The sequence below is a fragment of the Flectobacillus rivi genome (genome assembly GCF_030056655.1).
Classification (GTDB): domain Bacteria; phylum Bacteroidota; class Bacteroidia; order Cytophagales; family Spirosomataceae; genus Flectobacillus; species Flectobacillus rivi.
Window position 1 is genome coordinate 43,880 of sequence record NZ_JASHIE010000001.1, and the last position, 23,276, is coordinate 67,155.

Genomic DNA, 23,276 nt, shown 5'->3' on the forward strand with positions numbered 1-23,276 from the left:
TATGTGATGCTTTTTATGACCACATGACAACATTTAACCTACATATTTCTATACTCCCATGTCGAATACTTGCTGGTATTCTGAGCGCTGTCGTATTGCAAAGCTGTGATACCGTAGTGGAGGCAACAATGCCAGTTTCGTCTTCAGGTATTCCACAAGCAAGTACAGAAGTATTCAAACAAAAATATCCAGAGGTTGGCTCCTTTATATTTGAACCTCTCGAAAAAGATAAAACTTGGCAAACTGAATTCGTAACTTCCGTCGGCAAAGTTTTTTGTTTGGTAGATTATCAAGGAGAAATTATTGATGCAAATAATTTGGTGGGCATTCCCAAAACTCTCCCCGAAGCCATTAAACAGCATTTTAATAGTCAATATCCTTCAGCAGAAATCCTTGCCGTGTATGATTTGATGAAATCCACTACGCTCACAGAGGGATACAAACTAGTTATTAAAACCGCCAACAATACAACTTTACATTTGTATTATGACTCGGCGAATGCTTTTGTTCGAGCGCAAACTCTTTCAAGCGAAAAAGCATTATCTATTATTTTTACCAGTACAGACCAAATCAACTATGACACACAGGTACCAGTTGTTGTGAAGCAATTTGTTAGTAATAATCAGCTCAAAAATGCAAGTATGGTAATTTATCATTTATCAGATAAATCCTATAAGTTGTTTGTTAATTTCAGAGAATTATCCAATGGTGCTTTACAAACTTTTGAAATAGTACTTTCAGAAACAGGTCAAGTGCTAGAATGGGCTTCTTCTATCGAAAATAATTATGCGTATAAAGTATTAAACTCTTCGAATGTATCTTCGAAAACGAAGAGCTATTTGCAAGCTAATTTTTCCAATTGGCAATTTGATTACGGTATTGTAAAAACCATTTTCGGACAAAATAAAACCAATTTTGTAGCACTAAAAACGGGACAAACAGATAGTTATATCATTACTGAAGAACAAACTAATGAGCATAATCTAACAATTACACATGCACAAGTTTTAGCCGAAAATAAGCTACCAGATGCTATAAAAAGTACGCTGAGCTCGACGTTCCCCAATTGGATTTTTGTTAATGCCCGTGTGGTCTATCAACCATCTGATCCAACTAATGCCGCTGCTACAGAACCTGATCACTTTCAAGTTGAAATAAAACAGGGAACTGTCAGATATTCCGTACGTTTGGCGGCCGATGGAAAAATTATTTACCAATATCAAATACAATAAATCGTACTATCTAGCCTAAAAAATTCAAACATCGCTTCATGATTTCTGAATATTAAGACTTATAAATGCCTCAAAACGAAAAAGATTTAGTGATTGCTTGCAAACGCAACAACCCCAAAGCACAAACCGACTTTTATAATTTATACAAAGGTCGACTTTTGGGGGTATGTAGGCGTTATGCACGCACTGTGAGCGAAGCCGAGGACATTTTTCAAGAAGCTTTTATTAAAATTTTCAAAAATATTCATACGCTCGAAAACATAGATTCTATCAACTCTTGGGTAAAATCAACCGTTATTCGAACTGCCATTGACCATTACCGACACGCCGTTCATGAACGCTCCCTCGTGGGATACGAGTTGATTGCCGAAGTGACCGAAAATGAGGAAGATTTGTTCTCCAACCTTGCTAGAGATCAGATTTTACAAATTATCAATGCTTTACCCGATGGTTACAGGCTTGTGGTAAACTTATATTTGATAGATGGCTACAATCATTTGGAAATTGCCGAAATGTTGAATATCACCGAGGGAACCTCAAAGTCACAATTATCAAGGGCTCGCAATTTATTAAAAAGAGAACTTTTAAAAATTGGCTATCAGAAAGCTTAACAACTACATATCAATCAGTTAATGCAATACAAAAGGATATAGAAATGCAAAATCCAGAAGAAGATAAACTCAAACGCTTACTCCAAGATACCTTCTCGGATTATGAGCCTGAGCCGTCCGAACAAACTTGGGAATACATAGATGCATCCATTCATCCACATCAGCCATTTGCTGCTAAGTTTGCTAAAAGACTGGCAGTAGCAGCCATTGCGTTGCTACTCTTGATAAGCGCTGGCGTTATTTTTATGCTTAAACAAAATTCTCAAAAAAGTGACTTTCAAGTCAGTCTTTTAGAAAAAAATAAAGACTATACACAACACAAAAAATCTCGATTAACAATAACTAAAGAAGCCTCTCTCCTCAAAAAAGAAAGTCAAAATAGTCATTCGATACCAAGTAAAAATAATCCTGTACCTGAAAGTTCTTTTTATTTGCATCATCAAAAAACGTTTTCATCAAAACAACTAACTCAGGCACAACCTTCAAGAACTGAAGGAGATAATAATACTGATTCTGGCTTACTTTCATCACCTTCCTCAAGTACAGAAGCGCTTAACAATCTTACAAATCATTTTTCAGCGTCTATTGAAACGCCTAAATTAGGAATCAAGATTGATAAAATCGAGTCTCTAAAAAGCAAAAATATTTTGGTTAACCAGCCTAGGATTGAATTACCAATTTTTGCAAATATTATTTTGAATAAACCTCAAAAACCAGTGTTAAAATCTGCCTATTTGAGTGTGAGTATCACCCCTTTACAGACGTATCGAATATTGAAAATAGACAATCCTGAAATAGTAAGTCTACAAAGAAATAAGTTACTTGACCACGAACGAAACGGTTTTGAAGCCACCATAGGAATTACTCAATCCATCAGTAATTCTTGGAATTTTAGAGGAAGTATTTCGTTCTTAAAAATGCGACAATGGGCTGAATATAAAATAAACACGGATAAATATCTAGTAAAAAACACCAACCAAGGCACTATTGAGCAAATCACTCAAAATAAAGTAGAAAGTGAAAATCTGGAGATGTTTGGGCTCCATGCCGACATACAACGATTGTTGCACATTGCTGGACGAAACCGCTATTTTTTGTCTACAGGTACTGATGTGATGTATCAACTCACCAATGGTCAACTCAATACTTTTCTGCAAGTTTCGGGTGGCGTACAACATACAATTAATGCACATTGCTTTTTGACGATAGAGCCGACGGCAAGCTATATGCTCAATAATATCAACCACTCAAGTAATTTGATTCAAACAAGTGCGTACAACCTTGGACTTAAGATAGGGCTCAGTTACAAAATACAGTAATTTTACCTGCATTAGGCAATATGCTTTAGGCGCTAGGCTAAACTAAAAACTCACATTCTCAACATAGAGTTAATCCTTAAAACTTCATTCACTAAATCTATATAGGCTTATTTAGGCATTTCAAACATTCCATTATATGAAAAAAATTACCTTTTTATTCGCTATTCTACTAGCGATGTGTGGCGCAGCCTTTGGACAAACAGCCCCAAAATTGCTATGGGAACGCCAAGACCTTTACCTAGAAAACGATGTACCATATACCCTGTTAGATGTCACCCCCTCTGGCAAAACCATCGTAACAGTTTTGAGTGGTTTCACAGGGCAAACGATGGGGTATCGAATATTTGATAAAGACGGAAATGAACTCAACTTTCCGTATGGAAAAGTATTTTCTAAGCTAAAAAGAGGCAATAAAGTCAGTTGGATTGCGACGCAGGACAGTCTCCTGATTTTTGATAAAGAATTATCGCTAATAAAAGCAGTTAAACATTCCATGACAAGCGTACTGGCTTCATCAGAAGTGACTGATGGGTTAGTTTTTTATGCTGAAAAAACTATTTACAAATACAGTTTTACAGGTGTTCTGCTTTGGCAATATAACGCTAGTCAAAAAATCGAAGGTTTTGCTAATAGCAAACTCACGCTATTTAGACTTGAAGGAGGCGAATATCTCTATTTAGACAGCTTTGGTAAAGAAAAAGTAAAAGTCCCGACGATGGGTGCGAGCGGTGCAGGCTTTGGTGGAGGTGCTATGTCAGTCATTAAATCTCCAGATGCTGGCTTTTGGCTAATAGGAAGCAAAGAAGTTTATCGTTACGACTCCACAGGAATTCGAATAGGATATGTGGATTTTGTGAAAGAAAAAATAGATTCAAACCCTTATTTCAGTCAAAAGGGTAGTATTGTTACTTCAAATAATGAGGAAGTAACCACCAATTCCATTGTGTTGGTTCATCAAAAACAGGATGGATTTTATCTCATCAAAATAGACAAATCTGGTCAGTATCAAACTTTGAGTTTTAAAGATAGCAACTTGTATGGTGCTTACGAACCATCTACTTATCGAATTGATGACGATAGAGTGATGTTTCAAATCAACGGCAATTCAGGTGGAAAATTCATTGGATTTGGTAATTTCAAAGCTGCCAATGCCAATTGGGTTAAACAACTGACCAGCACGGATTACTTCTCTGGTTTTTCGGGCAATGTATTTTCTGTGTTAAAAGAAAAACCCAAAGTGAGCCCTACCGACAATCTGGCATTCAATGAGGTTATTGGCTATGATTTGGATGGTACGGTAAAATGGTCATTTAAAGATGAGACCATTACCTATCCACAAGTTCTGGCTGATTTGATGTACATCAATCATGGGGCATTTTATTCAAAAATTCGATTGAGTGATGGTGGCTTAATTTGGAAAAAATCCAAACCTACCAATAGTCACAATGCGTATCATTTTTTTGTAAATGATAAAGAAGGCAATGACTATTGGATTTATTCGAAAGACTATGGCGTAGAGACAAAGATTGACTTTATCTCAAAATCGACACTTGCAACTACGTTATTCTTTGAGTACCCAAAGAACTATTATCCACTACGTTCGAACTATTTCATCGATTCTCAAAACAAAACATTAACCACCATTACCTCTGGTGAGGATGACACTATCACCATGCACCGCTTACGAAAATACGCTACAAAATGCTTCTATCATGCCAACGCTTCCATCGATGTAAGTGGTGCAGCAGAAGTATGTTCGGGCACACAAGTTCAATTATCTGTAGTCCAACAAGATGGCTCCAGCTATCAATGGCAAAAAGATGGACAAAATATAGCCTCCGCCAATAGTAATATTTACAAGGTTAACCTTTCAGGTTCATATTCGGTCATTATCCAAGACCCTCTTTGCCAGAGCGCATCTATTTCAAATCCTGTCAAAGTTACCATCAAGCCTACGCCTGAGGCAAGTATCACCACCGATATAAAGGGTACAGTCTATGAACCATTCAAGGTAAAAATGAATGCCAACACTGGAAGCGGATTAACCTATCAGTGGCTGAGAAATGACTCATTAATAGCTAGTGCAAGCAGCTCCATATACGAGGCTCAAGTATCAGGAGAATATCGTGTTAAGGTAACGAAAGAAGGCTGTAGTCAACTATCTGCACCTTTAAAAATAAGCATTGCTATTCCACTCGGAACAGAAGCAGATTTTGGATCTGAGCAGCTAAAAATCTACCCAAATCCCAGCCATGGAGACTTCACCCTTGTTCTACCAAACACCCTCAAAAATGCCGAGTTACAACTATTTGATAGTATCGGACGCTCCTATCCCCTTACTTTCAACGATAACCAAATTCATACAGAAATGCTCAGCAGAGGCATGTATTTCTTAAAAATTATACAAGGAAACAGGAGTGTAACCCACAAAGTAATGATTGAGTAAATGGATGTTATTGGTTATTTGTGTATCTGTTATTTGTGTATTCGTTATTGGTAATCACTTAACATCAGATACTAAGCATAAAGCTCCGTAGGTGCGAAAGAGTTCAAAGTCATTTGCTTTCTTTCGCACCTACGGAGCATTTAAAAAGGAAGGCAAGATAGTTTAGTTTATTAAATATTATTGCGCAATACCTGAGATTGACTATCTTAGTAAATATAGAGTAGTATTTTCCTATCTTTTTTGAAAGTAAAATCTAGTTTCAAAAAGAATACATTCATGTACCAGTAAATTCTCATGCAATAATCTCTATTTTGAATAAATTGAAATGTGTAAAAGCAAAAAGACCCAGATGAGGACGCTTATTCAAAGCTCTGGAGACTAATACATGATGGTCTTAATCTTACTTCTCTTTAATATATTCAAGTAAAGGTAATTTGTTTTATGTCAAAGAATCTGTTATTAATATTAGATTTAGATGAAACACTAATCCATGCAAGCTCAACCAAGTTGGATACTGAACCTGACTTTTTCTATGAACAATATTTTGTATATAAGCGCCCCTTTCTCGATACTTTTTTCAAAGAAATCTCAGCTCATTTCTTGATAGGAATTTGGAGTTCTGCCGATGATATATATGTGCAAGAAATCATTCAAAAGATTACGCCTGAAAATATTAACTTTGAGATAGTCTGGGGGAAAAATAGGTGCTCGTTAAAAAGGGATGTAGATCTTGATCAATACATTTTTGAAAAAAGGTTAAAAAAATTGGAAACAAAAGGATTTAAGCTTGAACAGGTTTTAATAGTGGATGATACCCCTGAAAAAGTGAAAGTAAATTATGGAAATGCCATCTACATTAATCCGTTTCGAGGCGAAAAGGAGGACAAAGAGCTTTTAGACTTATATCGTTATCTGTTACAATTAAAGTCTTCTCTTAATGTAAGAACCATCGAAAAACGATATTGGAAACAAAGTATATAATTCCTATTCTCCTCATTGTACCATCAAATATCTATGCAACATCCTACCATCGCCCACAGAATCATTGAACTCAAAAACAATGACCTTGCTCTGCGAGATCGGTTAGCAAAAGAGGGGCGCTTGAGCGATGGCTATGACGAAGAAATGAGTGCTTTACATATCCACAATGCCAATATTCTTAGCGAAATCATTGAAGAGATTGGGTATCCAACGGTTGAAAAAGTTGGAAAAGAAGCCAGTGAAGCCGCTTGGTTGGTTATTCAGCATTCGATTGCTTTACCAAATTTTATGAAACGATGTGCATCGCTTTTAAAAAAGGCTGTCGACGAACACAAAGCTACCCCTACAAATTATGCTCACTTAACAGACCGAATCGCTGTTCTTGAGGGTAAACCACAAATATTTGGCACCCAATTTGACTGGGACGAAAATGGACAACTTAGCCCCAATCCTATTGAGGATAAAACCAATGTAAACGAAAGAAGAAAATCTGTAGGACTGTTGAGCATTGAAGAACAAACGGAACTAATACGCTTTCATGCCCGCCAAGATAATCTCATCCCACCAAAGAATTTTGAGCAAAGAAAACAAGAAATGGAAGAATGGAAAAAGCGTGTAGGCTGGGTTTTGTGATTAAACTTCTACAAGTTTATTCAGCTTTGAGATGAAGACATATTGAATGTTTTATCTAATTTTGAATCTATAAAACCAAGAATCATGATGACCTTAAGAGACGCTATCCTAGAAAATCAAAATTATGTTGATCCCGATGAAGGAATGTATGTAGTATTCGCCCGAAAAACTAATAACGCTTTTGAGCCTTCTTCTGAAGCACGTATTTTACTGTTGACGCATCAAGATTTTGAAATCGAAATAGCAGATTATACCAATACCCATTGCCCAGGGTTTGACTATTTCTTGGAAATGAATATCATCCAAGATTTTTGGGGAGATTTGAAAGCTAATCAAAGAATCAATCAACAGGAAAAATGGGTAAAGCGATTAATACAATATGCTGAAAATGATGCCTAGAAATTTTCGTTTCTTGTGATATTTCTGATAAAGTAATAGTAATTACTTTAATGACTCTTTTCCATTTAATATTCTATTATCTTAAATATACATGCCAAACCAATATCTTACCGACCAAATATTTGATAAAATTAATGAGCTAACCAAAGGTGAATACGAAAATTGTAGTTTTACCAATTGTGATTTGTCAAACAAAAACCTCTCTGGATTTAAATTTACAGACTGTCGTTTCGTAGGTTGCAACCTGAGCTTGGCAGCGATCAGTGGTGTTGCTTTTCAAGGAGTTACTTTTAAAGACTGTAAAATTTTAGGGCTTCGATTTGATACGTGTAATCCATTTGGCTTTGAAGTTTCTTTTGAAGGTTGTCAGCTAAACCATGCTTCTTTTTTCAAAATAAAACTCAAGAAAACTACTTTCAAAGATACACAACTACAAGGCACCGACTTTGCTGAAGCAGACTTGACTAACGCTATTTTCGATAACTGTAATATGGAGCAAGCGATCTTTAACAGAACAATACTTGAAAAAGCAGATTTTCGAACTTCATACAATTATGCGATAGACCCAGAAAACAACCGAATAAAAAAAGCTAAGTTTTCAGTACATGGTCTTTCTGGACTTTTACATAAATATGATTTGCATATTGAGGGATAGTATGAGTTCTGAATTGTGAATGATGAGTTTCGAGTGTAATTTTATGATTACTGATACTTTATCTAAATAATTTACACAACTTAATTTTGAGCAATTTCTTAAGTTAGTGGGCAAAATATGAAATAACCCAAATTTTGAGAATAAGATTATTCACTTAGTGAGTAAAAAAAGGCGTTCGAAATTAGATTTTCGAACGCCTTTTTTGATACTAAAAATAATCAATAAATCACCACTCACTAAATTACAGATTCTCCAAATTAAAATCTATAATTTACTGTCAACGCTAATTGGCGAGGTGCGATAGGGTTAATACTATAACGGTCGTGAACGATATAATTCATTTCATTGAATATGTTCGAAACTTTTCCTAGAACAGACACTTTGCTAAAGGTATAACCAACAGAGAAATCAACCGTTGCGAAACCTGATAACGGAATCAAAGCATTGTATGAACTCAATGAGGCGGTAGTATTATTCAAGCCCCCATTCAAACCAACTACGTTGTTATTCCCTGCAAAGCGATTTCCAGTATAAAAGGCAGATAAGCCAAGCTTCACTCCTTTCAACTTCGTATTATCAAAAGTATAGAAAATCGAACCATTGGCTGTACTTCTTGGACTTCTAATGAGTTGCTCGCCTTCTACTTGTGAACCAACCGCACCTGTAGTGTTCGTGTAGCGCATATAGTTATATCCGTAACCAAGTAAAAAGTAAAAGTTTTTAGACAAAACACCATTGAAATCTACTTCAAAACCATCACTTGTTGTTTCGCCTGATAATTCTTTGATATTCGTATTGGTATTTGGGTTACCGTTTCGATCAAAAAGTGCCGTTTGAGCAAAATTGCTATTAATGATTTTGTACACACTTAAGTTAGCAGACAATTTACCGTCCAAAAACTCATTTTTCACGCCAATTTCATAGTTATCGATAATCGAAGGCTTAAGGTTGTCACCATTAATATCAGTACCAGTATTAATCGTAAAGCTATTGCTATAAGATGAATATATCGAGGTAGTTTTCAATGGTTGGTAAATCAAAGCTAATTTCGGAGAAAGAGCACCATCCGATTTATCAGCAGTAGCACCACGACGCTCAACATTTTTCTCAAGGTTCAAGATAGTTGATTGAAACGCTGTTTGATACGAATATCTCAAACCTGCTAGCACCTTAAATTTGGAAGTAATAGTTAACAAATCCTGAACATAAACGCCATAGCGATTCTGTGGAGTTGTTGTACGAGCCGTATCTGCAATCGTAGGAATATCGGTACGTGCTACATATTTCGAGAAATCAAAGATATTGATTTTGTCATACGCAGTACCCACTACGCCAGCCGCTGAAGTAAATTTAAAGCTATGACTCACATTTGAAATTCTTAAGAAATCAGCCCCTACCAATAATTGATGACCAATAGCACCCGTCTTAAAACCGCCATTCAAATTAACTTGAGCTGTGTAATCTTTCTCGTTTGTATGAACGGCACTCAGTGTACGTGTATAATCACCGTTAGTAGCAATTGCACTAGGCACTCCTACTCCAAAGCCTTTAACTTCTGTATTCTGAATCGATCCAATGGCAGTTAATTTCCAGTTCGCATCAAATTTGTGATTGATTGTCAAATAGCTTGATGTTTGTTCTGTATTATTATATGCCCAACTGGTGTTGATGAAACGATTTCGAGGAGCATCTGGCAATTCTGTAATCGTAACTCTACTGTTTGGAGTCCCTACCCCAGCATCTGGAACAATATTACTTTTCAAATAATCTACTTGTAACAAAACATCCGTTTTGTCATTAATTTTATATAGCAAAGATGGTGTAACGTAAGTTCTGTCAGTCTTTACAACATCACGATAACTTTTTGCATTTTCGTAAGTTCCTACTACTCTGAACGCAAGATTTTTACTGATTGGTCCATACACATCAAGCGTAGGTTTGTATTGGTTATAGCTTCCAAAAAGCATAGAAGCCTGTCCACCCCAGTCGAAACGAGGTTTTTTAGTAACCATATTGATAATCAAACCACCTGAAACGTTGCCGTATAACAAGGCCGAGCTACCCTTCATTACTTCAACTGACTCTAGCGTACTAGCATCAGGAAAACCCATTGTATTACTAATAGTTCCATTTTTAAATATACTTCCTCCTGCTCCCGCAATCCCTACGCTATATCCACGTGACGAAAACGTTTCAGCAACACCACCACGCGTTTCGGTTTGTGACACTCCACTCACATTTTTTACCACATCGCCAAGCCTGATAGCCTGCTGATCTGCAATTACAGTACTTGTAACTACCCCAGTACTTTGTGGTAAATCCAATGGACGAATATTGGCTTTTCCCAACGTGGGGGTACGATTAGCAATATAACTACCCGACACAACAATTTCTTTAATCATTTCAGAACTTTCAAGTAATTCAAGTGAAAGGTTTAGTGTTTTACCCTCCTCAATTACTATTTTTTGCTCAAGTGTTTTATATCCTACAAAAGACGCAACCAAAGTGTAATTCCCACCTTTCAGATTCGAGATAGTGAACTTACCTTGTTCATCTGATGTGGTTCCTTTTTTACTTCCTTTTATTTGAACAGAAACAAACGCTGCTGGTTGACCATCATTATTGGATACTTTACCAGTAATTTGCCCTGTTTGCGCATAAATCATTTGCGTAAATAAACATAACAATAGTACAAAAACACTTTTCATATAATTCATTTCATTATTGATATTTAGACTTATTATAAATAATTACACAAATGTAGATGCCGTAATTTTACTACGCAAGTTTTTATTTAGAATAAATTAAAATAAGATTAGAAATAGGACTTTAAGAAGATAGGATTATAAAAAGAAGTGCCAAAAGGTCAATAAATTGATATTAGTTTTACCTCAAAAAAACTGAGGTGCATAACTATACTTTTGCTATGCTCTTGAAAACTTGTAAATTCACTTTGTATTAGGAATTTTATTTTCCTGATAAGACAAAGCCCTATTTATCATTCTTAAAAATGGAAAACAATCAAACAGAAAACCTGACTGTAACTGAAACACAAGTCAGTAAAGAGAAAAGCAGTTTACGAAAGCGTGCAGACAAAATTAAAGAGTTTAGATGTAAGAATTTAATTGTAGTTCTCGAAGACCCTAAAGACCCCAATAATGTTGGAACAGTAATTAGAAACATCAATGCACTTGGTGCTGAGAAACTATACCTGATAGATAGTACCAATTCTTTACCAAATAACTGGGATGAATTCAAAGAAAGGAAATCCATTGTAGCTTCGTCAGTTTCGTCGGTCAAATGGACATTTGTAAAGAAATTTAGAAGTACCGAGGATTGTTTAGCATATTTAGAGAAAAAGAACTTTACATCAATTGTTACGTCGCCACATGTCAAAGGTCGTTCAAATGTTATCTTACACGAAGGCGACTATACCCAGAAAAAATTGGCAGTATGGTTCGGTAAAGAGTCTATCGGTATCAGTGACTTGGCATTAGAACGAAGTGAAGCCTGTATCAATATCGAAATGTTTGGGATTGTAGAGAGTCTTAACCTAGCAACATCGACAGGAATTGTGTTGTACGAAATCACCAAACAAAGAAGAGAGTTTGAGAAAAGAAGAAAATTAAAGAAACAATTAAAAAGTATCAATAAGGTATAACTAACACCTTTGCCCTCTTTTAAAGCTATTTAAAAGAGGGTTATTCTTAATTGTGGTATTCTTTCATTCTTCGGAACTAAATCATTTATCTGTCGAACTCAGATGTGATTAATTACTGTTTAGAATTACTCCTCTACAAGAAATCATGTTCCCTTACTTTACAGTTGACACCAACAATTTTAATCCAAATGAATATCTTTACAAATCCTTTAATACCTTTTACTCATGAAAAAATCACTTCATTCATTACGTTTTATCACATTGTTTTTCTTGGTATTTATCACACTTTTAGGTTGCAGAGAAGCCACCAATGTAAAAACTAAAAATTTTGACATTAAGGATGCAGAAATCCAAATGAACATTCCTCAAAGTTGGGAATTCGAAGCTATTGTTGGGCCAACAGATAGCTTTACCAAGTATCACGGGCAGTTTAAAAGAACAGATCATGGTGGTTTTATCGATATTGAAACCAAGTTAAACCAATATTACACCACCAAAACTGACGGTCAATTGGTTACAAGCGAAAAGGTCATGGGAGAACTTGTTCAATCTATGAAATCAGAGAGTAGCTTGTATAAAAACCTCGAAATTTTAGACGAGACCCATAACTCAGAAGGAAGCATCATTATTTGTCGCTATATATGGGGCAAAAAAGATGAACTAACATTCTCATTATTGGCTGTATCAAGGGGAAAAGAACTAACTAAAATTATCAAAGTTGAGACATGGGATCAACTAAAAGAAGAAGAACAATTGGAGATTTTGAAAGAGGTAAAGAATAGTCTTATGATGGAATGAGTATGATTAGTTTGAATAGTTTCATATTCATCACAATTTTGAACCATACCAAAAAATCTCAATGAAAATACTTGTTTACACTTCAATCCATTTACTGTTATGTATCCTAAATTTTGAATTCAAATCTCAAAATAATTCAAATGGAGCTAACGGTGAAAGCTTTAATACCTTTTACAAGAGATTTTATGAAGATAGTACTTTTCAAATTTCCAGAGTGGTGTTTCCTTTACCTGGTTTTAACTCGGATATTTACGATCAAGAATCCAGAAAACCATTAAAATATTTTTGGGAAAAGAAAGATTGGATTTTTCTAAAGACACTAGACGGAAGTTACAAGAAATTCTTGAAAAAAGATTGGGAGGAAGAATACTATAAAGTCATAAAAAAAGGCTCAAATAATACAATGTTCGAAACTATTTATATGAAAGAAAGTGGTTATTCCGAAGTCAGAAAATTCAAGCTCATCCATGCAAAATGGTATTTGTATTATTATAGCTATAAGAATTATTGAGTGATAATAGTCTTCAAAAAATTAAGCAAATTGTGTATTTGAAAACTTTATAATTTAACTATGGTTTATCTAAAACTAAATGTTCTATGGCTTTTCAAGGTATAATTAACAGAAAAGGTGTTGACTGGGCTAAAATAAGACAAAAGTATCCAGTTGGGATCAAGCTTGAGTGCAAAGTTGTTGTGCATCTTCCCTTTGGTATTTTTTTAGATATTGGCGATGAGGAGGTTATAGGAATTGTGGCAATAATTGACTTTGAAACAGGCGTAGCAGATTATCCGCCTGAAAACAGCATAGTAACTGGGGTCGTAATTGGGTACACAGATGATGTTCGTAATCAAGTCTGGATAAGTCTCAATCCAAAAGTTATATCAGGAAAAGAACTTCCAGTGCAATTGCGCCGATAACTTTCTAGTTGCAACTTCATAAGGTGTTAGTTTTACGCAACACTATCCTCACTATACTGCGATAAATTTGAAATAGTAATTCATTTAGCGAGTTGTTTGTTGATTAAACGTACAACATTCATCAAGTTAAAAAGTCTTTGCTATAAAAGTAAATGAAGAAACCTCAATTACTCATCAATAAAATGAATAATTGAGGTTTTTTCATTTATATAAAATCGCAATAACAAGTCTAACAAATCAGCTGACCTGCAACGACTTACGTTACAAACACTTATCCTTTTTTTACCTTAAACGAGTAAAGCAAAGAAAGGTTAACATAAAATAGATTGGTACCGTTGCGCGAAACAACTTCGGTGTTTCCAGAGGTAGTGACCACATTTTGAGGCATTACGTATCCTGGGGTAGCTACCAAGAATATATTATTAAAGACCCATACCACTGGCATACTAAATTCATAGCTCAACAGATTGAATACCTGTGTAGTTTGGGTTGTTGACTGATTTGAGATTGGAATACCTAAGAATTTATTGTTTTTAAAATACGTATTTGTAAAGCTCTGAGTACCAGCATTGGCAACTGCCGTTGGAGTAACCACAAATACGCTTTTTCCTGTTCGCATCACGATTGGATGCTCAAGTCCTGCACTAGCAAAAAAGTCTGTTTTATCCGAAAATGCCGCAATGCTTGTAAGATTTATATTAGCAACTTTGTTAAGATGAGAAAGATTCAAGCCCACTTGCCCTTGTAGTGCCGATTGCACCAAGGTTTTATTTTGATAAAAGAACTTATCACCGTAGATGCTTCCTGCAATACCTTGTTTTTTACCAAACTTATAGCCGATTTCAGTAACAGTTGCCGCATACTCAAGCGGTTGAACCGTATTAGTCGTAAAAACTGTCGAACCTGTCAAATACAACCCAAGACTATCAAACTGAACTAATACCGTTGGCATCAAGGCACTACTTTTTAGTTCATCGGTTCGGCCATAATAGTGTAATTTCGGAGAGTAAGAAAGCCCACTGATGACCGTTGCTATTGTTCTTTTAGGAGTTTCGGTTTGCGCTTGAGAAGAAAGGCTAAAACCCAAAAATATGAAAAGAGCAGTAAGGATGATTATATGTTTCATGGCGAGATAAATTTAAGATGGGTTTGGCTTGGTTGTTGATAAAAATGCCACCCCAAGTCTTGAGAGTGGCATTTTAAGCTTAGCAAATTAATGCTTAACAGCACTAGCACTTGAGCTTACAGAAGTACTAGATTTAATATTAGTATTCGCTTTTGTTTGTGAAGCAGCTTTTGCCTCTGAGCCTACCTTGTTTTTAACACCGCTACCAGTTTCAGCCATTTTTGTCTTTGTAGCATTGAAGGTGCTCGCTCCTTTTTCTTTTGCTACCACAAGGTTTTCTTTCAACAATGGGGTTGCATTTTCATTGGCATTGGCTTTACCAGTTTCGCTGGCATTTGCACTGGCTTGAGAGTTTACATTACCATTACCGTTGCTATTACTTAATCCATTCGCCTTATTGACATTGATGTTTCCATCTGTCTCAATCGAAACATTGGCATCCACATCCACACTTGAGTTATTCTTAGCATCAGACGCCGCATTTGCACTCTTACTAGCAGTTGCCTTGATAGTAGAAGCAGTAGAAGAAGCTACGTCCTTCGTAGCATTAACGGTGGCCGATACTACATTTTTTGTAGCATTAGTGACATTCCCCGTGGCTTTTGTTACAGCTTGCGTTGTAGCCTGCACAGCCGAAGTTGCGTTAGCACTCGCTTTTACCGCAGCAGAGCTACTGACTGCTGCTTGCGAAGATGCTTTGATGGCATTACTGGCAGCATTTGTACTTGCAACTGCACTACTTGTGGCTTTAATGGCACTTGTAGCAGAAGCTCCGATTTGGGCTGAAGCAACTTGAAAACTGAAGATTGCTAAAACAGCAGTCGTTAATTTTATGGCTTGCGTTTTCATAAGGATTTGAGTTTTATAGTTTAACGAATAATTAAACTGGATAAAGGGCTATCCAGCGTAAGGATGTTTTTGAAAGTTCATCACCTGAACTTCTACATCACTAACGACCATAAAACTGTTTTGGATTCACATGATTGAGTAAGCGGAAAATCTTCATTTTTATCATAAAACATAGAAGGAAACATCACAATAGCACACAATACACTGAAAAACAAACATTTACACACTTGTTTTAAATTTCAACTTAGACTATTTTAATATCTATTTAAGCTGAAATAGATGATTTTTAAGCTGAATTTAAGGTCATTTTAAGGATGTAAATTTGTAATTCGTTATAAAATAAACATCTATTGATTTGAATCAATGACAAGTGCTCTCCGACGCTGTAACTTTGAGTTTTAGACCAACTTAAAGTATAACATTTGTATGGATATCAATCTTTTGAACCAAGAAAACACACTCTCCAGAAATCTTTTCATCATTTTTAGTATCATCTTTTTTGAATTTTTAATTATGGGTATCTCTTTGGGAACCCTTCCAGATTTTGTTCATAATCAACTTCATTATGGGAATATCACAGTCGGTCTTGTTGTAGGTATCCAATATGTTGCTACACTCCTAACACGCCATCTTGCTGGAAAATCCTCAGATACTAAAGGAGGTGTATATTCAGTTAAAATTGGCTTGTTTCTATCTTCCTTATCTGGGTTATTTTACCTCTTCGCATTTCTTTGTGCTACTATCCCTACTTTAAGTTTAGGACTCATTATTATTGGACGAATATTGCTCGGAATCGGTGAAAGCTTTTTGGTAATAGGTATTTTTGCCTGGGGATTTGTTCTGGTCGGACCCAAAAATACGGGTAAAGTAATGGTTTGGAACGGATTAGGCATGCACGGTGGAATGGCGCTTGGAGCTCCTCTAGGTATTTTATTATCGACCAAACTTGGATTAGGTGTTACCTTTGGCACTGTCGCCTGTATTCCTATAATTAGTTATCTAATAGCCCAGCTATTGCCCTTAATTCCACTACCCCAACTTGAAAAACGCTTGCCTTTCTACCAAGCCATTGGTTTAGTCTGGCGCTCAGGAACAGGATTGGCAGTGGCAAGTATTGGATTTAGTGGCATTGCTTCATTTATCACACTTTATTTTGCCCAAAAAGGTTGGGAAAAAGCCTCTCTTGCCTTAAGTGCTTTTGGAGCAGGGTATATCATTATGCGTCTTTTCTTTGCGCATTATCCCGATAAATTCGGTGGGGCTCGTGTTGCAGTGGCTTGTTTAACGATAGAGATCATTGGTCAAAGTCTCCTCTGGCAGGCGCCAAATGGTATCTTGGCAATTTTAGGCTCAATCCTTACTGGATGTGGAATGTCACTTATTTTTCCTTCATTTGGGAAAATTGCCATACGCTCAATACCTACAGAAAATAGAGGTATGGCAATGGCTGCTTACAATGCTTTCTTCGATTTAGGTATGGGACTCACTGCTCCTATTGCGGGATTAGTGGCAGGGGGTGTGCATTATGAGTATATTTATCTTTTTGGAGCTTTAGCCGCTTGTATTGGACTATTAATAGCCATTTTGGAACTGAATAAAGAGAAGCAAGCAATTCAACTTGAACATGAAAGAAACAGATAAATCACAACTAGCCAGATATATTCGTAATATCATTTACCTAACAGATGAACAGTTAGCCCTAATACTCAGTTTTTTCAAAGTTACTACCCATATTAAGAATGAAATTATCATTGATGTCGGGGAGATAAATACTTATATGAACTTCATCGAAAAAGGGTGCTTGAGAATGTTTTTTATTGGAGAGGATGGTCAGGAAGTAACTCGTAACATATCTTTCGAAAACCAATTTGCCACAGGCTTAGCCAGTTTTATACAACAACTACCCTCCGAGGAATCTCTTCAGGCACTGGAACCAACCACCTTGTTTCGAATTGCCCGAAAAGATTTTTATTACTTATTAAACGTTATTCCTGCGTGGGAGAAATTTTACAGAAACTATCTAGAATTTGCATATCTCAACAACATCTCCATTTACCAACGAGAAATGATGAAAGACGCTACTGAACGTTACAAAGAGTTATTAAAAGTTAATCCTAAAATTGTAGATAGATTACCCAACAAAATAATAGCCTCCTACTTAAATATGACTCCAGAAACACTGAGTAGAGTGAAGTCTAAACTTTAGATTTACGGGGTGGAAAAGACTCATTACTATACAAACTAGAAGATTGCTTTTATTTGGAAAAGTTATCTGTATGATAAGTCCAAATGAAAACAATCTTATTGGGAATTAAGTATCGTGTCCCTCCCACTCCATCCGGAGCAATAAACTTCAGCATGTAATGGTGACTCTTCATGGTGTACTACCGTTGAAGATAGCAGAGAATGTGTCTATTAATTTCGAAGAGTTGAGTTATAATTTTTCAATACTTTTCTTTCTAAGTTGTCATCCTCCCAGATCTCAATCTTGTAGAAGTCTTCTCCTTCATCACCATCAACACTTGACAAATTTGAGGAATATATTCGGACTCTGTAAGTACTTGATTTAACAGGAATTTCCAATTCTATTGAGTCATTGGGACAATCCAAGATTTGAATTTTTCCATTAGTTACCGTCAATCCCCCTTCGACAATATGATCATAAAGACGGTAATCAATAGAATCATTTCTCCCTTTCAAAATACTTATTTCTCCCTTTACAGGTCCATAACATTCAGTATAAACAACTAAAAAATTATTATAAATACCAAGTTGTTCCTCATAGCCATTGTCATCCAATTCAGTTGGTGATATACCCCCTGCTATGTAAAATTGATGATACTGAGTATAAAAATTTAGTTTAGTATTCATTTTATGGTATTTATTCTTACTTGTACAAGCTAGTGTTAAAGTAAAAAGAAGAACGATATTTAGAACCTTCATAATGTTAAATTATCTCATTTAAAGTTAAAGAACAAGGAGCAGCTCTATTTGTGAAAATAATATACACCCCTCTGAATGTACTAGATTCATCAATAATATGGGTTCTATCAACCCAGTTGCCTCCGACTTTTTTCCAATCACAGGAGTTAAATCAGTGACCAGTAACGTTAAACTTCTCAGCTACAAATACTTTAGTAGCTTATAAAGTCCCGATAATTTCTAATGAAAACTCGAAAAGCTATAGATTTCCATTCTGTGTACACTTGAATGAATCTATTCCTCATTGACTCGATGTTGGGAAATGTATCCTTAAAATGGGGAGTACATTAATAACCTAGATGGACACATATACTTATCCACAAGCCATAGAAGATTTATGAAGAAGTTCAAAACATTCGTATATTTACTTGTAATGACAATTGAAGAACGACTGTTAAAAAATGAAAGAACCCGTACAAATTTTAGTATTAGAAAAACACATAATCAAGTTCTATGACGAAACTGATTATACATTTGGTTCATCTGACAACAACAAAACTTATGACAAGACTTTTACAAGTGGCGAAAGTAATATCCAAATGACAAGTCAAATTGGAATTGAAATACTTGAAGATAACAAACTAAAGTCAAGTTGTTTAATTGGCTCGACAGGTGGCGGTACAGGAATTCATCAGAATTCAACATTAATTAGTTACGGTGGAATTGTTGTCTGTTGTTCAAATACAGTTTTCAAATTGACTATTCCTGACTTAAATTTAGAATGGCAAACTATATCTGACCCAGCTACCTGTTTTGGTATTCACTACCTTGATAAAGATTATGTTGTTCACGGAGAACTTGAAATTACGAGACTTGATGCTGACGGAAAAATCGTTTGGCAAAAAAGTGGCAGGGATATTTGGACAACAGCGGAAGGCATTGATGACTTTGCAGTTCATGACGACTACATATTAGCGACAGATTGGGATCACATTATATATAAATTTGACTTTGATGGGAACTTATTAGATGAATACAAAGGAAACCAATTCTACTCAAAAGAGAGCTGAACAAGAGGACAAAAAACAAGTGATGAAGAAATGGTGGAAATTTTGATAAAAAGAAACATTGTCCCTAACATCGTGTAAAAGTCATCTTGACTTTTGTGACTTATATGCCCTTGATTAATCGATTGGATTTAACTTGAATGTTTTTATAAACATTGCCGTTTAGAAAATTAAAAAGTCAGGATAACCTCCACATGAAAAAAGCAATAATCATCCTATTTACACTATTCAGTCTTTCAACTTATTCTCAAAAAATCACTAAAGAGAATTATTATGACTACTTAATCCTGAAACCAAGAAAAGTAAAAGGAAACAACCTTATTACTAAATGGCTAACTAAATTCGATATTGTTAAAGTTTTAGAAGATGAAATGCAAAATGCTTGCTTCGAACAGATTTCGACTTTCAGTATTGTAAAGCTCAACGAAAATGAATTTATAAGCTCTATATGCTTTTCTGAAAAGTCGAACGTTGGGTTCTTACTTGAAGAAAGCCACTATGTTATTCCTAAAAAAGAAAATAGAACTGTTAAAAGTATATATAAGGAAATTACAGGAAATGATTATTCTGAAAAAATTGTAAAGGCTGATGGAAGTTCATATTTTTTAAAAATAAAAGAAATACCCAACAACTTTTATCTATTAAAGATTGCTCCATATTGGTATCAATATACCGACAATCCTAGGGATAATAATATCCTAGTGACAAAAGAAATTATCATGGATATATTAAGAAAAGACATCGTAGAGATTATAGCAGGTTTCAAAGAATAAATGCCGCATAATAGAAACTAAAACTTCAAGTCGACTTTCCTCAAACTTCTCAATTTAAAGACCCTCTAAATTCGTTGGGCGTTATACCTGTCTTTTGTTTAAACAATCTTGTAAAATGTTGTTGATACTTAAACCCTAGACTATTTGCGATCTCATTAAGGCTTTTTTCTTTATCAAAAATCCTAATTTTGGCTTCATTAATGACTTTACTTTGAATGTAATCTAAGGCTGTAATACCTGTTTCTTTTTTTATTAAATCGCCAAAATAATTTGTTGAAAGGTTTAATTCACTAGCACACCAACTTACGCTTGGTAAACCCAAATTTTCAGCAATATCAGATTCGAAGTAATTTTTAAGTAGGTTTTCAAAGCGAACAAGTAAATCTTTATTCACATTGCTTCTAGTTATAAATTGTCGGTCATAATACCGCATACAATAGTTAAGCAACAGCTCAATATTTGACACAATTAAGGTTTTGCTATGTTTATCTAAATTTAAGCTTATCTCTTCGGTAATTTTCTTTAGGATTTCCACCAGAGAATTCCGCTCTTTTTGGGAGAGATGTAATGCCTCGTTGGCTTCATAGGAAAAAAATGAGTAGTCTCTGATAACTTTCGCAAGATTGGTACCCTTCAACAAGTCTGGATGAAAAACAAGACCATACCCTTTAGAAACAACTAAGTCTTTTCCTCCGTCTACAGCATATATTTGGCCTGGTCCAACAAACACAGCTGTTCCGTCATCATAATCATAAGGTTGACATCCATAAGTCATATCTCCACATTTCTCAAGCTTCAAGAAAATTGCATAAAGCCCAAAGTAGGCTCTTAGCTTCAATAGCTTAGGAGTTTCATCAAATTTAACAACACTTACCAAAGGGTGTAATGTTTCAACACGCTCGTGTTCATTATACTGCTTGACAGTATCAAATTTTATTATTTTTTCCATATCAAAACTGTTTACTGAACAAAATTATCATTTGAAATTACTTTTAAGCTATTCAAACATCAACATCTGTGAAACTGGTAAATATTTCTGAGTTCTATATAAATACTAGATGTCTTGAGCTTCGGATATTTGTATCAGTCAAAATGAAAGTATTTCTTCTGACAAGAAACTAGCAGCATAATAGACTGATAAACAGATGGTTTTATGGTGGACAGCAAAATAATTAACAATCTAGATTAATCGCTTCATAAAGCTTGAAATATTTATTTCGATGAAAATAATATTGATTTATACGTGAAAAAACTAAATATCAATCAGGTGATTATGCTAACTACAGTTGCAATACTTTTTTTCGTTACGGCATCTTGTGAAAACAAAAGTAGTGTAGGTGACGAGTGTGCTGTTGAAAATAAAAATAGACAAAAAATGGATACAACAAATTCAATTAAATACAGCATTGATAATGTCTCTTTCAGAATGGTTTTTGTTGAGGGCGGCAGATTTCTCATGGGTTCTAATGACAACAAAGATCAGATGCCTCAACATGAAGTCATATTGAGCGACTATCACATTGGAGAAACTGAAGTAACACAAGAGTTATGGGAAAAAGTCATGAAGGCAAATCCAAGTGAATTTAGTGGTAACAACTTACCTGTAGACAATGTAACATGGGAAGAGTGTCACTCTTTCATCAATCGGTTAAACAAAATACTACACGATACTAAACAACTTCCTTATGATAAGGCATTTCATTTACCGTCAGAGGCACAATGGGAGTTTGCAGCAAGAGGTGGTAACAAAAGTAAAGGGTTCAAATATTCAGGGAGTGATCATCTTGATTCAGTTGCTTGGACTAGACGAAATACCAATAGAACTCACCCCGTTGCGAGCAAAGCTCCTAACGAATTGGGCTTATACGATATGTCTGGGAATGTTTGGGAGTGGGTCGAAGACTATTACGCTCCATACAGCTCTCAGAGTCAAACAAATCCTTTGAATACGAGCAATAAAAGCTCAGGGCTTGTGATAAAAAGAGGTGGTAGCTGGTACTATGCTCAAGAAGAACGATTTTCTCCTTCTTTTCGATATGGTTACTATACTTCGGTTACCGATTCTAGTATAGGTATGAGACTTTGTTTGTACTAAAATGACCAAGAGTAAATAGATTTAATTATTTTATGAAAAAGAGCATCACATTATACTTGTGTTTATGGCTAGCTAGCATAGTTGCGTATTCACAAAATGACACAATCCAACAGGGAACAACTAACAAAATCATTGTATCAGGGGCTATTTCTGCAACAAATAATGGTATTTCGTTGGTGCCAGCCTTTAGTCTCGAAAAACCAGCTACAATATTTGATTTAGCTGTTCGAAAAAATAAATTTAGCTTTGAACCTCAATTAGCCTTCGGTCTTGAGGATGCCAAACCTTGGTACTTTGTTTTCTGGTTGAAGTATAAGTTAATTGAATCCTCCAAATTTAACCTTGGAGTGGGAGTACATCCAGGTTTTCTTTTTAGTACAAGCTATCTGAATGTAGGAGGAATAACCAAAGAGTATTTTACCACTGCACGTTTTTTTGTAGGAGCGATAGCACCAAGCTATTCTCTTTCAAAGAAAGTTAGCATAGGTATATACTACCAATTATCTCGTGGCTACAACATAGATTTGAGACAATCACAATTCTTAGGAATAAATGGCAACTTTTCGGATTTAGGTTTAGGAGGCGGTTTGTATGTTAAAATAAACCCACAGATATACTATCTAAAAAATGATAACCTAGATGGTTTTTATGCAAATACTTCAATCACCTTGTCTAAAAAAGGCTTTCCTTTTTCAATTTCTTCTCTCTTAAATAAAAAACTAAACTCCGATATTCCAAGTAAGAATTTCATTTGGAATACCACCTTATCTTATACATTTTAAAATTCAAAA

23 protein-coding genes are annotated in these 23,276 nt (G+C 35.3%); 18 read left to right on the forward strand and 5 right to left on the reverse strand.

Annotated elements, in window-relative coordinates; genetic code table 11:
* The first annotated feature begins 23 nt into the window (after nucleotides 1–23).
* From QM481_RS00175 to QM481_RS00210, 8 genes are all read left to right on the forward strand, one after another.
* Nucleotides 24–1,232 carry a hypothetical protein gene (locus QM481_RS00175; RefSeq protein WP_283380176.1) on the forward strand — a complete coding sequence of 403 codons (1,209 nt, stop codon included), beginning with the start codon at nucleotides 24–26 and terminating at the stop codon, nucleotides 1,230–1,232.
* A gap of 65 nt (nucleotides 1,233–1,297) precedes the next feature.
* Complete coding sequence (locus tag QM481_RS00180) at nucleotides 1,298–1,843, forward strand: RNA polymerase sigma factor (RefSeq protein ID WP_166552081.1); 546 nt, start codon at nucleotides 1,298–1,300, stop codon at nucleotides 1,841–1,843.
* A 44-nt stretch (nucleotides 1,844–1,887) separates the two neighbouring features.
* Nucleotides 1,888–3,162: a hypothetical protein gene (locus QM481_RS00185; protein WP_283380177.1), complete on the forward strand. Its 1,275-nt coding sequence runs from the start codon at nucleotides 1,888–1,890 to the stop codon at nucleotides 3,160–3,162.
* Nucleotides 3,163–3,298: 136 nt separating this feature from the next.
* Nucleotides 3,299–5,608, forward strand: coding sequence for a T9SS type A sorting domain-containing protein (locus QM481_RS00190; protein ID WP_283380178.1), 2,310 nt, complete (start codon nucleotides 3,299–3,301; stop codon nucleotides 5,606–5,608).
* A 441-nt stretch (nucleotides 5,609–6,049) separates the two neighbouring features.
* Nucleotides 6,050–6,589 (forward strand): NIF family HAD-type phosphatase, encoded by a 540-nt coding sequence (locus QM481_RS00195; RefSeq protein ID WP_283380179.1) that lies wholly within the window; start codon nucleotides 6,050–6,052, stop codon nucleotides 6,587–6,589.
* Nucleotides 6,590–6,622: 33 nt separating this feature from the next.
* A complete protein-coding gene (locus QM481_RS00200) occupies nucleotides 6,623–7,222 on the forward strand; it encodes a DUF6624 domain-containing protein (protein ID WP_283380180.1) in 600 nt (199 codons plus the stop codon).
* A gap of 84 nt (nucleotides 7,223–7,306) precedes the next feature.
* Entirely contained in the window at nucleotides 7,307–7,621 is a 315-nt protein-coding gene (locus QM481_RS00205; protein ID WP_283380181.1) for a hypothetical protein, read from the forward strand.
* Nucleotides 7,622–7,712: 91 nt separating this feature from the next.
* Complete coding sequence (locus QM481_RS00210) at nucleotides 7,713–8,276, forward strand: pentapeptide repeat-containing protein (protein ID WP_283380182.1); 564 nt, start codon at nucleotides 7,713–7,715, stop codon at nucleotides 8,274–8,276.
* A 257-nt stretch (nucleotides 8,277–8,533) separates the two neighbouring features.
* Here the strand turns inward: QM481_RS00210 and QM481_RS00215 are convergent, their stop codons facing one another.
* Complete coding sequence (locus QM481_RS00215) at nucleotides 8,534–10,984, reverse strand: TonB-dependent receptor (protein WP_283380183.1); 2,451 nt, start codon at nucleotides 10,982–10,984, stop codon at nucleotides 8,534–8,536.
* A 302-nt stretch (nucleotides 10,985–11,286) separates the two neighbouring features.
* Between QM481_RS00215 and QM481_RS00220 the strand changes: the two genes are divergently transcribed.
* The 4 genes from QM481_RS00220 to QM481_RS00235 all read left to right on the forward strand — a co-directional run bounded on the left by QM481_RS00220 (nucleotide 11,287) and on the right by QM481_RS00235 (nucleotide 13,653).
* Nucleotides 11,287–11,937 (forward strand): TrmH family RNA methyltransferase, encoded by a 651-nt coding sequence (locus QM481_RS00220; protein WP_283380184.1) that lies wholly within the window; start codon nucleotides 11,287–11,289, stop codon nucleotides 11,935–11,937.
* Nucleotides 11,938–12,162: 225 nt separating this feature from the next.
* Nucleotides 12,163–12,735 (forward strand): hypothetical protein, encoded by a 573-nt coding sequence (locus QM481_RS00225; protein ID WP_283380185.1) that lies wholly within the window; start codon nucleotides 12,163–12,165, stop codon nucleotides 12,733–12,735.
* A gap of 61 nt (nucleotides 12,736–12,796) precedes the next feature.
* Entirely contained in the window at nucleotides 12,797–13,246 is a 450-nt protein-coding gene (locus QM481_RS00230) for a hypothetical protein (RefSeq protein ID WP_166552090.1), read from the forward strand.
* Between the two features lie 86 nt (nucleotides 13,247–13,332).
* Nucleotides 13,333–13,653 (forward strand): hypothetical protein, encoded by a 321-nt coding sequence (locus QM481_RS00235; RefSeq protein WP_283380186.1) that lies wholly within the window; start codon nucleotides 13,333–13,335, stop codon nucleotides 13,651–13,653.
* A 271-nt stretch (nucleotides 13,654–13,924) separates the two neighbouring features.
* On the opposite strand, the gene QM481_RS00240 is transcribed toward QM481_RS00235, so the two are convergent.
* On the reverse strand, nucleotides 13,925–14,779 hold the full coding sequence (locus tag QM481_RS00240; RefSeq protein WP_283380187.1) for a hypothetical protein: 855 nt from the start codon (nucleotides 14,777–14,779) through the stop codon (nucleotides 13,925–13,927).
* Nucleotides 14,780–14,866: 87 nt separating this feature from the next.
* Complete coding sequence (locus QM481_RS00245; protein WP_283380188.1) at nucleotides 14,867–15,628, reverse strand: hypothetical protein; 762 nt, start codon at nucleotides 15,626–15,628, stop codon at nucleotides 14,867–14,869.
* Nucleotides 15,629–16,054: 426 nt separating this feature from the next.
* On the opposite strand from QM481_RS00245, the gene QM481_RS00250 reads away from it, so the two are divergent.
* Together QM481_RS00250 and QM481_RS00255 are read left to right on the forward strand one after the other, a co-directional pair.
* Complete coding sequence (locus QM481_RS00250; RefSeq protein WP_283380189.1) at nucleotides 16,055–17,269, forward strand: MFS transporter; 1,215 nt, start codon at nucleotides 16,055–16,057, stop codon at nucleotides 17,267–17,269.
* Complete coding sequence (locus QM481_RS00255) at nucleotides 17,253–17,834, forward strand: Crp/Fnr family transcriptional regulator (RefSeq protein ID WP_283380190.1); 582 nt, start codon at nucleotides 17,253–17,255, stop codon at nucleotides 17,832–17,834. The genes QM481_RS00250 and QM481_RS00255 overlap by 17 nt, the downstream gene beginning before the upstream one ends.
* Nucleotides 17,835–18,043: 209 nt before the next feature.
* Here QM481_RS00255 and QM481_RS00260 read toward each other — a convergent pair whose 3' ends face one another.
* A complete protein-coding gene (locus QM481_RS00260) occupies nucleotides 18,044–18,499 on the reverse strand; it encodes a hypothetical protein (protein WP_283380191.1) in 456 nt (151 codons plus the stop codon).
* Nucleotides 18,500–19,011: 512 nt separating this feature from the next.
* On the opposite strand from QM481_RS00260, the gene QM481_RS00265 reads away from it, so the two are divergent.
* Both QM481_RS00265 and QM481_RS00270 read left to right on the forward strand, forming a co-directional pair.
* Complete coding sequence (locus tag QM481_RS00265) at nucleotides 19,012–19,620, forward strand: hypothetical protein (protein ID WP_283380192.1); 609 nt, start codon at nucleotides 19,012–19,014, stop codon at nucleotides 19,618–19,620.
* A gap of 191 nt (nucleotides 19,621–19,811) precedes the next feature.
* On the forward strand, nucleotides 19,812–20,390 hold the full coding sequence (locus tag QM481_RS00270) for a hypothetical protein (RefSeq protein ID WP_283380193.1): 579 nt from the start codon (nucleotides 19,812–19,814) through the stop codon (nucleotides 20,388–20,390).
* 49 nt (nucleotides 20,391–20,439) lie between these two features.
* Here the strand turns inward: QM481_RS00270 and QM481_RS00275 are convergent, their stop codons facing one another.
* A complete protein-coding gene (locus QM481_RS00275) occupies nucleotides 20,440–21,339 on the reverse strand; it encodes a helix-turn-helix domain-containing protein (protein WP_283380194.1) in 900 nt (299 codons plus the stop codon).
* 426 nt (nucleotides 21,340–21,765) lie between these two features.
* Here QM481_RS00275 and QM481_RS00280 point away from each other — a divergent pair, with 426 nt between their 5' ends.
* Both QM481_RS00280 and QM481_RS00285 read left to right on the forward strand, forming a co-directional pair.
* Nucleotides 21,766–22,485, forward strand: coding sequence for a formylglycine-generating enzyme family protein (locus QM481_RS00280; RefSeq protein ID WP_283380195.1), 720 nt, complete (start codon nucleotides 21,766–21,768; stop codon nucleotides 22,483–22,485).
* 32 nt (nucleotides 22,486–22,517) lie between these two features.
* Nucleotides 22,518–23,267 carry a hypothetical protein gene (locus tag QM481_RS00285; protein WP_283380196.1) on the forward strand — a complete coding sequence of 250 codons (750 nt, stop codon included), beginning with the start codon at nucleotides 22,518–22,520 and terminating at the stop codon, nucleotides 23,265–23,267.
* The last annotated feature ends 9 nt before the right edge of the window (nucleotides 23,268–23,276 follow it).